This window comes from Chryseobacterium binzhouense (assembly GCF_007474545.1).
Lineage (GTDB): Bacteria > Bacteroidota > Bacteroidia > Flavobacteriales > Weeksellaceae > Chryseobacterium > Chryseobacterium binzhouense.
The window spans coordinates 110,580-124,390 of sequence record NZ_VKOG01000002.1 but is presented as its reverse complement, the minus strand read 5'-3'; the positions used below and the strand labels follow the sequence as shown (position 1 = coordinate 124,390).

At 35.4% G+C, this 13,811-nt stretch carries 15 protein-coding genes and 1 pseudogene; 9 read left to right on the top strand and 7 right to left on the bottom strand.

The annotated features are described in order from the left end of the window. The first annotated feature begins 27 nt into the window (after positions 1-27). The 9 genes and pseudogenes from FNE73_RS06285 to FNE73_RS06260 all read left to right on the top strand — a co-directional run bounded on the left by FNE73_RS06285 (position 28) and on the right by FNE73_RS06260 (position 4,368). Positions 28-973: pseudogene (locus FNE73_RS06285) on the top strand (IS982 family transposase). Positions 974-1,129: 156 nt separating this feature from the next. Next, positions 1,130-1,552 carry a hypothetical protein gene (locus FNE73_RS06280; protein WP_143883927.1) on the top strand — a complete coding sequence of 141 codons (423 nt, stop codon included), beginning with the start codon at positions 1,130-1,132 and terminating at the stop codon, positions 1,550-1,552. Positions 1,553-1,638: 86 nt separating this feature from the next. Beyond that, positions 1,639-1,944 (top strand): hypothetical protein, encoded by a 306-nt coding sequence (locus FNE73_RS16855; protein ID WP_228429929.1) that lies wholly within the window; start codon positions 1,639-1,641, stop codon positions 1,942-1,944. Continuing rightward, positions 1,922-2,113 carry a DUF2931 family protein gene (locus FNE73_RS16850; RefSeq protein WP_228429926.1) on the top strand — a complete coding sequence of 64 codons (192 nt, stop codon included), beginning with the start codon at positions 1,922-1,924 and terminating at the stop codon, positions 2,111-2,113. The genes FNE73_RS16855 and FNE73_RS16850 overlap by 23 nt, the downstream gene beginning before the upstream one ends. A gap of 93 nt (positions 2,114-2,206) precedes the next feature. Next, positions 2,207-2,419 (top strand): hypothetical protein, encoded by a 213-nt coding sequence (locus tag FNE73_RS16845; RefSeq protein ID WP_228429923.1) that lies wholly within the window; start codon positions 2,207-2,209, stop codon positions 2,417-2,419. 3 nt (positions 2,420-2,422) lie between these two features. Further along, on the top strand, positions 2,423-2,659 hold the full coding sequence (locus FNE73_RS16840; RefSeq protein ID WP_228429921.1) for a hypothetical protein: 237 nt from the start codon (positions 2,423-2,425) through the stop codon (positions 2,657-2,659). Beyond that, on the top strand, positions 2,586-3,275 hold the full coding sequence (locus tag FNE73_RS16835; RefSeq protein WP_228429918.1) for a hypothetical protein: 690 nt from the start codon (positions 2,586-2,588) through the stop codon (positions 3,273-3,275). The genes FNE73_RS16840 and FNE73_RS16835 overlap by 74 nt, the downstream gene beginning before the upstream one ends. Before the next feature lie 2 nt (positions 3,276-3,277). Then, positions 3,278-4,081: a hypothetical protein gene (locus tag FNE73_RS06265; RefSeq protein WP_143883926.1), complete on the top strand. Its 804-nt coding sequence runs from the start codon at positions 3,278-3,280 to the stop codon at positions 4,079-4,081. Positions 4,082-4,095: 14 nt separating this feature from the next. Continuing rightward, a complete protein-coding gene (locus tag FNE73_RS06260) occupies positions 4,096-4,368 on the top strand; it encodes a hypothetical protein (protein ID WP_143883925.1) in 273 nt (90 codons plus the stop codon). Between the two features lie 287 nt (positions 4,369-4,655). Here the strand turns inward: FNE73_RS06260 and FNE73_RS06255 are convergent, their stop codons facing one another. From FNE73_RS06255 to FNE73_RS06225, 7 genes are all read right to left on the bottom strand, one after another. Further along, a complete protein-coding gene (locus FNE73_RS06255; protein ID WP_143883924.1) occupies positions 4,656-5,723 on the bottom strand; it encodes a glycosyltransferase family 4 protein in 1,068 nt (355 codons plus the stop codon). 19 nt (positions 5,724-5,742) lie between these two features. Continuing rightward, the gene (locus FNE73_RS06250) at positions 5,743-6,954 is read right to left on the bottom strand and encodes a DUF1972 domain-containing protein (protein ID WP_185147302.1); all 1,212 of its coding nucleotides are present in this window, start codon (positions 6,952-6,954) and stop codon (positions 5,743-5,745) included. Positions 6,955-7,080: 126 nt separating this feature from the next. Continuing rightward, positions 7,081-8,157 carry a glycosyltransferase family 4 protein gene (locus FNE73_RS06245; RefSeq protein ID WP_143883922.1) on the bottom strand — a complete coding sequence of 359 codons (1,077 nt, stop codon included), beginning with the start codon at positions 8,155-8,157 and terminating at the stop codon, positions 7,081-7,083. Positions 8,158-8,159: 2 nt separating this feature from the next. Next, positions 8,160-9,392, bottom strand: coding sequence for a glycosyltransferase (locus FNE73_RS06240; protein ID WP_143883921.1), 1,233 nt, complete (start codon positions 9,390-9,392; stop codon positions 8,160-8,162). After that, entirely contained in the window at positions 9,340-10,080 is a 741-nt protein-coding gene (locus FNE73_RS06235) for an acyltransferase (protein ID WP_143883920.1), read from the bottom strand. Before FNE73_RS06235 ends, FNE73_RS06240 begins: the two co-directional genes overlap by 53 nt. Continuing rightward, positions 10,077-12,386: a nucleoside/nucleotide kinase family protein gene (locus FNE73_RS06230; protein WP_143883919.1), complete on the bottom strand. Its 2,310-nt coding sequence runs from the start codon at positions 12,384-12,386 to the stop codon at positions 10,077-10,079. Before FNE73_RS06230 ends, FNE73_RS06235 begins: the two co-directional genes overlap by 4 nt. A 132-nt stretch (positions 12,387-12,518) precedes the next feature. Further along, the gene (locus FNE73_RS06225; protein ID WP_143883918.1) at positions 12,519-13,811 is read right to left on the bottom strand and encodes an O-antigen ligase family protein; all 1,293 of its coding nucleotides are present in this window, start codon (positions 13,809-13,811) and stop codon (positions 12,519-12,521) included.

Sequence of the window (13,811 nt, the reverse complement as noted above, 5' to 3'; positions counted from 1 at the left end):
ATTCAAATATTTAAACGAATTACTGCTATGGATTTGAAAGACCAAATTACAAATATTTTTGTACAAATAGATGATTTTTGTAAAGAGTTTGATGCTCAAATTAAAAAAATGAAGTTTGAAACACTCGGCGATAGCAAGAAGAGAAGAAACAGAGCCTCTCTAATGTCAGATTCTGAAATGATCACCATTATGATTGGTTTTCATTTGGGAGCTCATAAAACTTTTAAACATTATTACCAGCAAATAGTTTGTGGTTATTGGAAAGACTTATTTCCTAAAACCCTTTCCTACAACAGATTTATTGAACTCCAGCAAAGAAGTTTTGTGGTTTTTGCTTTGTTTCTAAAAGAAAAATGCTTGGGAAAATGCACAGGAATTAGTTTTATGGACAGCACTACTTTGAAAGTTTGCAGAAATCAAAGAATACACAACCATAAAGTTTTCAAAGGTTTGGCAGAACGCGGGAAGTCTTCAATGGGCTGGTTTTATGGGTTTAAGTTGCATTTGGTCTGTAATGAAAAAGGTGAACTCTTATCCTTTTATCTTACGAAAGGAAATGTGGATGACAGAAATCTGAAACACATTAAAAAAATGACCCAGCAACTTTTTGGGAAACTATTTGCAGACAAAGGATATCTTTCAAAAGCTTTGTGGGAGATGCTTTTTGCAGATGGCATTCAACTGTTTACCAAGCTTAGAAAAAATATGAAACCTAACAAAGTGGTTCGACGTAGTCAAAAATCATATTATGAAAATGGAAGACAAGATTTTGCTCAGAAAAAGAGCGATTATTGAAACCATAAATGATGAATTAAAAAACCATTGCCAAGTGGAACACACCAGACATCGAAGCGTGAACAACTTTATGATGAATATTTTGGGAGGGCTGACTGCGTATTGTTTTTTTCCAAAAAAACCGTCATTAAACTTCCAAAAAGTAAATGACGGTCAACTTTTTTTAAACTTCGCTTAACCCGAACTCAGGTTATTTATTAAAACATCTTCTGATGACTTACTTACATCTTTTTCAATCTATAATGACTATGATGAGTTTTTACCTGTTTATTTAGAAAAAGATTCAGATATTTCTTTTTTAGATGGAGTAATTACTATAGAAAATTCCCAAATAATGTTTGATGAAACAGTAAAAAGAAAACCACTTAATATAACAAATGAAATTAAAGAAATTATTAAAGATCTTGAAAAAATAGACTCTCTTTTTGAAAAAGATTTTATTTACTTAGATTCAGACTATACTATAATTTCTACTGGAGAAATAGATTTAAGTAATAATTATTCTTATAATAAATTGAAGAATGAGTATAATAAGAAAACAAAATTAAGCGAAAAAAATTTAAATACATTGTATCAATTTAATAAAATTAAAGGAACAGCCGTTTCTATGGAAGAATATAAGTTTTATGATACAAATCTTATAGCAAAATGTTTGAAAACTCCTTCTACAATTGTTAAAGAGAAAGAAGACAAAAGATATAATGAATCAAATCCTACCAAAACAGCCGAAGTACAATCAATGCCCTATATTAAATGAAAAAATACAAAGTTAGTCTTACTAAAAAAATTATATATGGGATAATAAATGTTTTGTTGTTCATACAACTAACACAATGTCAAAAAATGAGAGATAAAAAAATGGCTTTTCAGGTGGAGATATGTTCTCCATCAACAAAATATAGAATAGAACCTGTAGCAGATAAAATTAAAACATTGGAAGGTACTCCTGCAGGACTGCCATATGGTGGTTCTTCCGGACGATGGGGAGACTACTCTGGTTCAGGCTGGACAGAAAAGTACGGAACGCCTATTGGTGCAGATATCACGTATTATTCTCCCTACGAAGATGCTTTTTACAGATTAAATGTAGATTTCCCTGTAGATACCATAAAAGATTATATGGAGCGTGCCTATTCAATTTTGGGATGACCTTAAGGGTGAAACACAGGAATATAAAAGGCTGGGAAGAGGGTATAAAGCTTCTAATGGTACTAATTCTTACGATAGTTTTTCTACATTAGTTTTCGGTTTTGCTCCAAAAGGGATGGTTGTAGTGTGGCTTAATTTTGGAAATACACGTATTGAACTTGGGCGTTAGGCAATAATTATCACCAATAAAGAGGAAATAGCTAAAGCTAAAGAAAATTACACTAAAATATTTAGAGTAACTACCGAATTCAGCTATAAAACTATGAAAGAAATTGGTGGATATCCAAGCCCTCAAGAAACGTCTCAAAAATGGGATAATTACAGAATACGTTATCAATGGCATCCTGTGGTTTCTTCCAAAAATCCTAAATTCAGATTATTTGAAATTCTTAATCACACTTTTAATGGTGAAAAAGAGGGAGCATTAAGACCTTGGGTTTTGGATATGCCCTATAAAGAGCGTGCTATTCCTTAGGAAATGGTATTTTTTTGGGAGACAGGAAAAGAAAAGTCTGAAAAATTTAACGCGAGAGCATTTTTCGATTGGGAAAAAACCAATGAAGCTTTTAAAAAAGAAACAGGTAAAATAGATATGCAAGTACAAATTTCGGATGACAATAATTCAATTGAGATTTTGCTTAATGGTAAACCTTTGGAAACTGACAGTATTCGTATTTACCAATGGGAAGGAGATTATAAGGAGAGCTATAAATAAAGTAAAAACCTTTTTTATTTTTCAAAGGTTTCATTTTATCCCTGAAATTTGGGAAGAAGTTTTGGTAAGTCATGAATCTCAGAATGCAGGAAAACCGTTTGTGATGGGAACGCATTATAATGGCTCAGAAACAAGTTCTTATCACACAAGTGGAAATGATAAGAAAGTGATTCATACGAGAAGCGGAACCAAGATTATTCTAAATGATGCAGAAGGTTCTGTTTTTATCGAAGACCCAAGTGGGAATACTTACCTTATGGATGGTGCTGGGAATATTAATGTGAATGCACCGAAGAATATGACTTTTACTGCGGGAGAGAATGTAATAATAACGGCGGGAATGAATATTACTGCTTCTGCTGGAATGAACATTTCCGAAACTGCAGGAATGAATCACAGTAGTTTTGCGGGAGCAATGATGATGCAGAATGCGGTTGCGGATTATTCTTTGATGGCAGCCAATATTATCGAAGTAGCACAAGGAGAAAAAAAATCTAAAGCAAAGGAAGTTACCGATCAATCCAAAGAAAAGGTGATTGTATCAGAAAAGAAAAATGAAGTCCACACAAAAGGAACTTTTGATAACAATAGTGGCGAGAATTCAAAATTACACTAAAGATGGCAGGTGGAAAAATTACAAGAATTGTAGGAAAAACAAACAGTATAGAATGTGAAACTTGGACAGTTTATACTGAAAAATTTACAGCATATGCAGGAAAAGGCAGTCATTTTACAGCAGATGGAGGAACTATCATTGGTAAACCAAAAGATCCCTCACCTGCAGGGAAGCATATGGTAAGAGGTTGGTGGACGGATGATAATGATAAACCTATAAAGGAAGCCTCTATTGGTGACAAAGTAAAGTTTCATCTGCAAATGCAAAAAATCCCACCAAATGATACCAAACGTCAAGTTAAAATTGAGTTGCGGGATTGTGAGGACTTCTCGTTACTATATTTTATTTTGGATGTTGAAACAGATAAATTTAAAGGATATGATAAAATTTCCATAAAGTCATATGACAAAGACGGCAATGTTTATTCCAAAGAATATTGGGATATGGATTCTCAACAAAAAGTTATTATTAAATTGGTTTTGGGAGGCGACAGTCTTATTAAAATGATTTCTGAGGAGCACGACAGAGATCTTGAATTGTATTTCAGGGCATCTTACATTGACCCCGAAAACCGTATCGAAGTCTTGCATTTTCCGGAACTAGGCTCTGATTATCTGAAAGTGAATCCGCCTCCTGTGGTAGAACCCATTATTTTTGTACAAGCATCAAAAGAGCATAAGCTTCCCGCACTTTACTCTGCAGATGATGAAAACCCGTGGTATGTTAATATTAAAGAGCCTATTCATAAACAAATAATGGATGAAGCCGAAGGCATTGTAGGGGATATAGACACCATAAAGAATTAGGAAATCTTAAAAACTTGCATTGGATAAATGTTTCGGGAACTCAATTAACAGAATTTCCAATAGAGATATTAAATGCACCTAAATTAGAAACTATTGATGCAAAAGGATTGAAGTTGAAGAATTACAAAGAGACAAAAACCATTTGCAATGAAAAGAATATTAGATTTCATTATGATGAATATGTTTTATTTGTTTTTTTAATTGAACAAAAAAAGATTTCAGAAGAACTCTTTACAAAAATCTTAAAAAGAGTATATAGAATACGACAGGAAATCAGTGGATTTTGAATCCTATTTCATAAATAAAAATAAAGGAAAAAAAGAAGCTTCCACTATTAGAAAAATCTAATGTTTTGCAGAAGAAACAGATGATAATTTATCATTTTAAAATTTAGTAGGTAATCTACTAAAGCAACCCTTTCTACTTCATTGCTGGATTGCAGAGAAAAAGTGGACACTAGAAAGGCAAAATAGTGAAGAAAAGATTTTAAATCGTACCTCTAAATTGGAGTATATTAGTTTTGTGTTGAATATTAGATGGTTATGTATTATTTATTAATTTAATAATTAATCAATTATAACTTCTCCATCTCTTTAATATTTTTCTTCCAAGTAAAGAAAAGATTCAACACCTTAATAATTTTAAAAATAAAAATAAAGACGAAAAATGAAATCAGAGTAGTATAGATAGAGTAGTTCGGGAAAAATACATACTGAACAATAAAGGTTACAATATTCAGTGCTACAAAAGTTAAGGTAATTCTTTTGTGAGACAATCCCAATTCTAAAAGATGATGATGAATGTGCGATTTGTCTGCCTTGAATGGCGATTTTCCTCTCGAAATCCGGTCTGCATAAACTCTCACAGAATCAATTACGGGAATCGTAAATACAAAAAGAATAAAGAAAATACCGTAAGGGAATTCACCGGTGCTTCTGTCGAATTTCGTAATGTAAATTCCCAGACAAATCAACAGATATCCCAAAAATAAAGAACCTGAATTTCCCAGAAAAATTTTATTCTTCAGAGAGAAATTATAGCGCAGAAATGCAGCAATACTTCCCACGAAAAGCAACCCGATTCTTGCCAGTCCGAAATTTCCTTCAATTAAAGCAATAACGAAAAACAAAGCAAAACCTACTCCGGCAACACTTCCTGCCAAACCGTCAATGCCGTCAATTAAATTAAAAGCATTTACAGCCGTTGTAATGATCAAAACCGTAAGAATATACTGAAAATAAACATTCATTTCATGGATTCCGAAAAGTCCGTAAAGAGTAGTAATCCGGATACCTGAAGTCGCAATAATCACACTCACGCAGATCTGGATTCCCAACTTGTAGATCGCTCTGATGTCTGTTTTATCATCCAGCGTTCCCACAAAAAGCATAATGTAGGACGTAATGATGATCGGAAGAATGTCTTTCCAGCTTTTGTCATCAGAAACCCATAACAGCAAAAAAACTACAAGCCCGATTACAAGTCCGCCAATCAGCGGAATCGCAGTCTGATGTACTTTTCTCGCATTGGGAACATCCACCAGCTGAATTTTGTGGGCAATCATTCTCATCAGCGGAATCACGCACATCGAAAGGATGAATGCAAGAATTCCGTATATGGAAAGTTCTACAAAGTTTTTCATAGCCTTGGTTTTTAGCAGTTTATTTAGAGTTGTTGAATAGTTTAATGTTTTTAAGATGCTCTACGTTATATTTTTCAAGAATTGCCTCATCCAGTTCTGAAATTTCAGGCATTACATTGGTTTTCTGATTGATAGTAAAGGTTTCTTCGATAAGCTGACTGTATTTTTTAGCGATTCTTTTCCAGGTGTATCTTCGTTCTGCTATTTTTTTCATTGTTCCGGCGCAGAGTTCCAGATCTTCTTTGCTGAGTTTTTCCAGAATACTTTTAAGTTCATTTTCGTTCGAAAAATAAAATGCCTGATTCTCGGTTGTCGTTCTGTTGTAAGAAACGCCGTTGCTGATGATGGGAAGACCTAAAAACATGGCTTCCACAAGCGAAGGATTGGTTCCTCCTGCAGAATGTCCGTGAATATAAAGGGAAGCATTTCCGCGGATCAGATCAATGGTTTCCTGTTCATAAATAGGATCGAGGAGAAGAATATTTTTAAATCCTGAATACTGTTGTTTCAGATTTGCTCCGTATTCGCTGTTTTGCCAGTTTCCTACCAAAACCAACCTGCGTTCAGGAAGGGTACTGAATACTTTTAAAATCGTATGAACATGATTTTCAGGTTCAATTCTGCATACTTTTACCGCATATTCTTCATTCAGGAAAGGATATTTTTCAAGATTTTCTGAAGAAGGAGTACGGTTGATTTTCGTATGATCCGCTCCGTATTCAATAACGCGGCTTATCGTTTTATAGCGTACTGAAGTATAATCCTGAATCGATTCGTTATCCGAAATGTCAATATGAGAAAACTTAACCGCCAGTTTTTCCGCCCACCACAGATAGAGTTTTGCAGGAACAGACCATTTGTCTCTTTTCCATTCAATTCCGTCGATGGAAATAATAATTCTTTTATTGGTGAATAATTTTACTAATGGTAAAAGCCACGCTCCGGCAACGCCTAAAATAAGAAGAACATCACTTCGGAACAAAGCATGAAAAATAGACCATGTATCGTAAGGAATGCTCTGGATTCCGTTGGCGTCCAAAGGAAGATATTTCAGTTTTGCACCTTTCCAGCTTTCGATTCTTTCCTCTTTGCTGTATTTTTTTGAAGAACAGTATACCGTAAAATTATAGGTGTCGGAAAGCTCTTCCACAAGATGAGCCGTTAAGGTTTCGAAGCCGCCGTATTTTGCAGGCAGACCTACTGTTCCTATAATTGCTACTTTTGTCTTCATAATTATTTTATTTTAATACTTTATGGCTATTTATGTTCCAAATCATATAAAATATATAACATAATGAAAATAAGGTGATTATAATTTAATTGGAGTGTGCCGAATTTCCATAATCTGGAAAATGGATTATAAATTGGAAATTATCTCCAGAGATTTTCTTTCAAAATACCCCTCGGAAAACAGAAGACTTTTCTCGTAAGAAGCCTCACTGAAGGATTTATAGACCGATGGATTGTTCAAAATATGATTTAATTTTTCAGAAAGTTCACTGGTGTTTTTAGAATCAATTAAAAACCCGTTTTTGTTATCTTCAACCAGTTCTGTAACACCTCCTACAGGTGCAACGATCGCAGGTAAGCCGTAACGCATTCCCTCCAGAATCGTAAGTCCGAAAGTTTCCACCCAAAGATCGGGATGGGAGAGATTAAGAATGATACCGGCTTCCTGATAAAAAGGATGGGTGTCCGTTTGCGTAGGATAAATTATAAGCTGTTTTGGAATTTCTTTTCCTTTAAAATACTCCTGAATTTCCTTTTCCGTGGCATTCACCACAAGTTTGAAAATGTAAGACGGATTTTTTTTGGCTAATTCCAGAAATTCATCAACTCCTTTGTACACTTTTAAAGAACAGATCATTAAAACCACAGGGATTTCTTTTTCCATATTTCGGAAACGGTCTGCTTTTTCTGCAAAATCGCTTTCCAGAACATTGTACAGCAGTTCCTGATTGTTAATTAAAGATTCCTGTTTCAGAAGATATTCCGAAACAAAAACAATTTTATCAGCAGTCAATTTTGCTGTTCCGAAAAGAAAATTTTTAAATATTTTCGGCTTTACCGAAGTTTCGTGGATATGATAAATAATCTTACAGCCTCTAAGTTTTCCTGCAACTGCCGCTCCGAAAGGCAACACTGTATTGATGTAAACCAGATCACTTTTTTTCAGGAAAAAGAGCAATTTAATCATCAGGAAAAACTGACTCAGAAAGAAATTAACAATTCTTATCAGCGCATTGGATGAAAAACGATACCAGAACAGATGATTTTTCACCTTGGGAATATCAGATAAAAAACCTTTTCTACCTCCTGAAGTAAAAAGATGGACATCCATCCCGTTTTTTGTCCAGGATTTCAGTAGCTGCATCAAAACTTTCGGGCTTCCGCTGTAATCATTCAGAAGATGAACAGATACAATTCTTTTCATGGCTAAATTTGGTTGTAGATTGTATTGAGATGATCGCCTCTTCTTTCCCAGGAAAATCGGTCAAGATAATGCTTTCTTGCTTCGATGCTCATTTTGTGCTGAAGATCTTTGTCTGAAAATAACTTCAGCAAATCATTGCTCAATTCCGTTACCGTTTGTTTATATTCCTGCTGTGGAACAGTAAAACCACATTTTTCGGTAATAAATTCTCCGGGACCTTCATTTTCAATACAGACAACCGGAAGTCCGAAAGAAAGGGCTTCCGGAACCACCATTCCTGCTCCTTCATGCGACGGAAAAAGAAAAACAGAAGCTTTTTCATACAGTTTCATCAGTTCTCTGCGGTCGATCCATTCAATAATTTCAATGAAACTCTGCATTCTGTATTTTTTAATGAGCGACTGATAAAATGTTTTCTGCTCACCAGTTCCCACCAGAATTAGTTTGCAATTCTTCTGATCATTGGTCGAAAGCAGTGCAAAAAACCTTGCAAAAGATCTTATGGTGAGATCAAAACCTTTCAACGGAACAAATCTTCCAACACTGATTACAGTAAAATCTGATTTTACCGTGGTTTCATCTTTTTGATAAAAATCTTCCGAAGCAACGGAAGGATAAAGTGAATACTGATCTTTTTTAAGTTTAAGTTTATCCGGAACTCCGCTGTTCATGCACCAGATGTGATGAGAATGCTGAACTGTTTTTTTCAGAGAAGGCGAAAGTTTCCAGAAAAAATTCTTCACCATCCATGTTAAACGGTCTTTAAGAAAATATTTTTGGGAATAATCTTTCAGGTATTGTTTAGGAATGAGAGGATGATGTCCTACAGGTCCCCAAACCAAAGGTTTTTCCAATTTCCACAAAAAACTGGGAGTCCAGTCGTTATGGAAATTCACATTGTGGGCAATGTCAAATTCTACCTTTTGTTTTTTTACAAATGAAACAATGCCTCGCTGCCATAAATAATAATACAGAAGCGCACCGCGACCTCCCTTTTTCCAGAAACGCATCCAGTAAGGAAGATCAAAATAAAGGAAATTCATGTTCTGATATAAAGGATCAGGATTTTCCTTCATGTATTTTTCGATATGTGTTTTATTGTTTTCTCTCGTTACGACAAAAACTTTACGAAATCTGGCGATCTGATACACAAAATTCCATCCCATCGCATCTTCCGATCCTTTATACGGATTGATGGCGTAGCAGGTTGCGAGTATCGTCTGACTGGTTTTCATGAGTTCTTGTTTTTAAAAGTTTAGCGGGAATTCCGCCGATAATACTATTGTCCGGAAAAGATTTGGTAATTACACTTCCTGCCGCGAGAATACATCCGTCTCCGATTTCCACACCGTCCAGAATCGTTACTTTACTGCCGATCCAGCAGTTTTTCCCGATTTTTATTCCTTTTCTGTTAACGCCCTGAAACCGGATTGATGTTTCCAGATCTTCATAATTGTGATTTTCGGGATGACAGCTCAGATATTGTCCAACAATGCATTCGTCTCCGATTTCCAGACCTCCGGAACCGCCGAGATAAGCAAATTCTCCGATCCCGACATTATTTCCTATCTTTATTTTTTCTCCGATATTGTTAAAAGAAGTGGAAACAATCACTCTGCTGAAAGCGCCGATTGACACATTGTCTCCGAATTCAATTCCGTGTCTGGAAAGGGCAGAAACGTACACATCATTTCCCAGACGCAGAAACTTTCCCCATTTTATTTTAGAAACATTAAAGAAACTTACTCTTTTGCCCAAAAGCATTGCTTTGGGATTTCTGAAAAAAAGAAGCATCCTGAAACCTCTGATGATGCTCCAGAGCTGGATCCAGATAAACTGCAGAACCGCTCCGGAGTTCAGATCATCATCTATAGTAAAGTAGGGACTTCTTAGTTTTATAATTTTTACGACAAGCTTTTTCATCTCTCTGTGATTATCGTATTCATGATAGTTCCCAATGTCACATCAAGATCATTGTTTTCGATCGCGAGATACTTCACTTTCCGGTTTTTCCTTTCCAGTTTAGAGAAAAGGGAACTGTACTCTGAAGTAAGGTCGCAGATCGAGTGATACGAAAGTTCTTTTTTTCTGCTAAGTATTTTTTCAGGCGCGGCATACAGGAAGAAGTTGAACTCAGGCTTCATCAGGAAATGATATCCTGTCTCCGTTACGGATTTCGGAAGCTGAATGTTGCTCCTTCTTGCATCGGCAATAAAATCGAAATAATACCTGTCGTATAAAACTATTTTTCCCCTCAAAACATATTTTGTGTAAATAACAAATTGTCCTAAAATATAATCTGTATAATAATATCCGAATCTCAATAAAGAAGAAAGGGAGTTTTTATTGTTTCCCTGTCTTGGCAAAGAGTTTACTGCATCCTCATGTGCTTTTTCCTTCCCTTTTGTCCATACACTCAGGATCGGAAGCAGGGAAGGTCTGTGTCTCAGAACTTTCACAGGTCTCCTGTAACGTTTTTCAATCAGTTCGGAAACTTCCGAGATCACGGTAGATTTTCCGGCTCCGTCTACACCGCTGAATGTGATGATGAATCCTTTTTCTGCAAATGAATCTTTTAAATAATGAACAATATTTTTAAAATAACTGAATCCTCTGTTTTCGGTTTTCATTTTCAGGGTTTTAATGGTAAGTTCTCTGTCGGTTATCTTGTTTGATTTTAAATGTTCTGAAACAAATTTCTCATATGCTTCAGGAATTTCTGCATGGTTCAGGCTGTAAAAAAGATCAATAAATCGGGCAGTGTCTTTTTCTGAAACTTTATAGACGCCAAATCTGTTTTTTCTTCTGTTCTCAAGGATTTTTGAAACTTCCATGATCTGTATATGCTTCCATTTTACCTGATGGATAAGATCCAGATTAAGAATCTCGTTTTGCAGGGTAACAATTCTTACTGTCTGCATGAAAGATTTTTTCACTGTTGAAACTTTCTGCACCAAACTGTGTCCGGATAAATAACTGACTAATTTGTGAGCGTTTTCAGAGGAAATAATCAGATCAATATCAGAATTCAGTTTCAGTTTTTCAGGTTCTTCGCTGTGAAATTTCAAAGCGGCATAATCTGTATGGTAAAGCGCATCGAAAGTATCTAAAATTACGAGTTCTCTTTCGGTAGAGTAGTCTTTAAGAACCAAATTCAGTGCTTCATTCCATGTTTTTAACAGCCAGTGAATCTGTAAATGCCATTCTTCCTGTGCCGCATAAATAGTAAGATAAGAAAGCGTATTCGTGAGAAGATAGAATTTTAAATATTTCTGAATTTCTGCGTCACTGAAGCGAAAGGTCATTTTATTTTTCTCTTCAATTTCTGTATAAATTTCTTTCCAGCTTTTTCTCTGGATTAAAATTCCGTTCTGAATGATAAAATGAAAGAAATCGAACGCTTTCGGTTTTTCTGTGGAAGACAGTTCCCAGTCGTAAACCGCCAGTTTTTCATTCTTTACGTAACAGTTCCATGAGGTGAAGTCTCCGTGCGAAAAGGCAACATCGATGTTTTCGTCTTCGTTGGTGTGTCTTAGGATCGCTTTTATCTTTCGGATGATGTTTTTCGGAATTCTTTCATCTTCAATATTTAAAAACTGTTCTTTTACCTTTTGAAAATAATTCCATTCCGAGATTTTCACGCTTCTTTCATGATGTATAGAAATCATTTTCAAAGCTTCCGCATGAATTTTCGTAAAAGAATTTTCACGCATTCCGCCTTTTGAAATATCAGATAATTTAAGGATATTTTCATTGACCAAAGAAACTTCCGGAACCTCCAGCGCTTTATCTGAAATAATTTTTCTAAGGTTTTTACTTTCTGTGGCAATCAGTTTTTTGGCAGAATCCGTTTCCGCAATCTTATAAAAATATCCTCCGCTGAAAAGGATTGCCTTGTTGTTTGGTCCTACTGTTCCTGTAAAAATTGCCCAGTCATTTTCGATATTAAAAACCGGCTGATTATCTTTTACATAATAAAGAACTTCTTTTTTGAAAACAATTTTCTGCAAACGAAGCGCAAAAACCGTCTTCACCAATACTTCGAAAAGTTTTGCTTTCGGTGTGGCTGCATTGTAAAATTTTAGAAATAAAGGCTTTCCGGAATCTGAGTTCCAAAACCACCTTACTGTTCCGTCAGGATTTTTGATGTACGAAAAAGAGATTTTTTTGCTGTTTTCCTCCTGTTTTGTAAACAATCTGTACCCAGTATTTCTAAATAATGTTTTCATGATAATTATTTATATACCAAAGCAGTATAAAAATATCTGCCAAAAAATTAAGTTACTGGTAATTAAATAGTTATTTAATTTTTAGTTAAATTAAAATTCCAAAATATGGAAAAAATACTGTTCTGTGGAAATTTATTCCTGCGTCAGCTCCGGTCTTTTTTTCTTAAGAATGATTTTCTGCAGTCTTGTAAGATGACTGTTGTTGCGGAAAGCGATGGAAAAAATAATGATCTGGTAAAACATGATTCCGTAATTACTTTCCCCGAAAATCCCAAATTCTGTAAAGGAATTGATCACGATAGGAATAAGAATCCCGATAAGCATCAGTTTCAGTTCTTTCTGTTCAGACAGTATGGATTTTACGGTAAAAAATACCTGAAAAAGAACAATGGTAAACCCAATGAATCCAAGATTCATGAGAACCTGCATGAAAGTATTGTGTGTCATTTTTCCCGGGTATGTATGTGCGCTCTGGAAAAACTCTTTGTAATCGATCCTCATAAAACCAAAGCCCAACAGCGGTTCTCTGGGTAAACCTTCCGTAATTAGAGCCTGCCAAAATGGAAGTCTTCCTGTAAGACTCATGATCTCTTCCAGCCTTTCCTGATCGCCGCCTTTCAGAATAACGCTGTACACGGCGAAAGGTGCAACCATGGCAACAAGTGCTATAATGGCAAATTTCAGGGTTTTCTTTTTGGTCTGGTTGATATGGAAGAATACGATCAGCAAAAATCCGATAAGAGAAGATCTCGATCCGGTCATGAATAAAGCATACAAAATGACAAGGATTTTTATAATGGTCCAGACTTTCTTTTTAAAACGGTAAAGATCAAAAATAAGACAGGCAGAACCCACTCCGGCAAGCATTCCGAGTTCATTTGGGTTCATCATTGTTCCGCCCAGTCTGGCTTCTTCACCACCGTCTGTAAGCCGGAAAAATACATCGGGAGCAACCCACATTCCGATCACGAAGATCAACTGAAGCACAAAAACCGTGTTTCCTAAAAGGTGATATAATCTGATGTTGTGTCCTTCAAAATAAACATCTAAAACTTTGAGACTTTTTACGAAAAAATAGGCAAAAACAAAGCTCTGAAAGGTCATGAACCACTGCAAAGCACTGAATCCCGGATTGGTACTCCAGGAAAATGAAATAAAGCCTAAAATTAAGTAGCAGATGTATAGAATCGGCGAAAATATATTTTTGTATTCTAAAGAATTAATGCTTCCGTAATTAATAATCTTCCGGTAAACCAGAATAGAGGAGATCATAACGCCCATTCTTCCGACCACTTTTATGGCTCTCGTAATGTTTACGTTTTCGCTCCATGTAAAAAAACAGGCTACCATAAGCAGCAGAATGATGAAGAGCTGATTGTTCAGCTTTTTAAGAAATTTCTGATGATGAAGAGGTAACGTTTCCAT

What these genes read in the sequence shown, in the direction of transcription:
- FNE73_RS06280 (WP_143883927.1), top strand. Translation starts at nt 1,130, where the DNA reads ATGTTTGATGAAACAGTAAAAAGAAAACCACTTAATATAACAAATGAA.
- FNE73_RS16855 (WP_228429929.1), top strand. Translation starts at nt 1,639, where the DNA reads ATGAGAGATAAAAAAATGGCTTTTCAGGTGGAGATATGTTCTCCATCA.
- FNE73_RS16845 (WP_228429923.1), top strand. Translation starts at nt 2,207, where the DNA reads ATGAAAGAAATTGGTGGATATCCAAGCCCTCAAGAAACGTCTCAAAAA.
- FNE73_RS16840 (WP_228429921.1), top strand. Translation starts at nt 2,423, where the DNA reads ATGGTATTTTTTTGGGAGACAGGAAAAGAAAAGTCTGAAAAATTTAAC.
- FNE73_RS16835 (WP_228429918.1), top strand. Translation starts at nt 2,586, where the DNA reads ATGGTAAACCTTTGGAAACTGACAGTATTCGTATTTACCAATGGGAAG.
- FNE73_RS06265 (WP_143883926.1), top strand. Translation starts at nt 3,278, where the DNA reads ATGGCAGGTGGAAAAATTACAAGAATTGTAGGAAAAACAAACAGTATA.
- FNE73_RS06255 (WP_143883924.1), bottom strand. Translation starts at nt 5,723, where the DNA reads ATGAAAAACTTTGTAGAACTTTCCATATACGGAATTCTTGCATTCATC.
- FNE73_RS06250 (WP_185147302.1), bottom strand. Translation starts at nt 6,954, where the DNA reads ATGAAGACAAAAGTAGCAATTATAGGAACAGTAGGTCTGCCTGCAAAA.
- FNE73_RS06245 (WP_143883922.1), bottom strand. Translation starts at nt 8,157, where the DNA reads ATGAAAAGAATTGTATCTGTTCATCTTCTGAATGATTACAGCGGAAGC.
- FNE73_RS06240 (WP_143883921.1), bottom strand. Translation starts at nt 9,392, where the DNA reads ATGAAAACCAGTCAGACGATACTCGCAACCTGCTACGCCATCAATCCG.
- FNE73_RS06235 (WP_143883920.1), bottom strand. Translation starts at nt 10,080, where the DNA reads ATGAAAAAGCTTGTCGTAAAAATTATAAAACTAAGAAGTCCCTACTTT.
- FNE73_RS06230 (WP_143883919.1), bottom strand. Translation starts at nt 12,386, where the DNA reads ATGAAAACATTATTTAGAAATACTGGGTACAGATTGTTTACAAAACAG.
- FNE73_RS06225 (WP_143883918.1), bottom strand. Translation starts at nt 13,811, where the DNA reads ATGGAAACGTTACCTCTTCATCATCAGAAATTTCTTAAAAAGCTGAAC.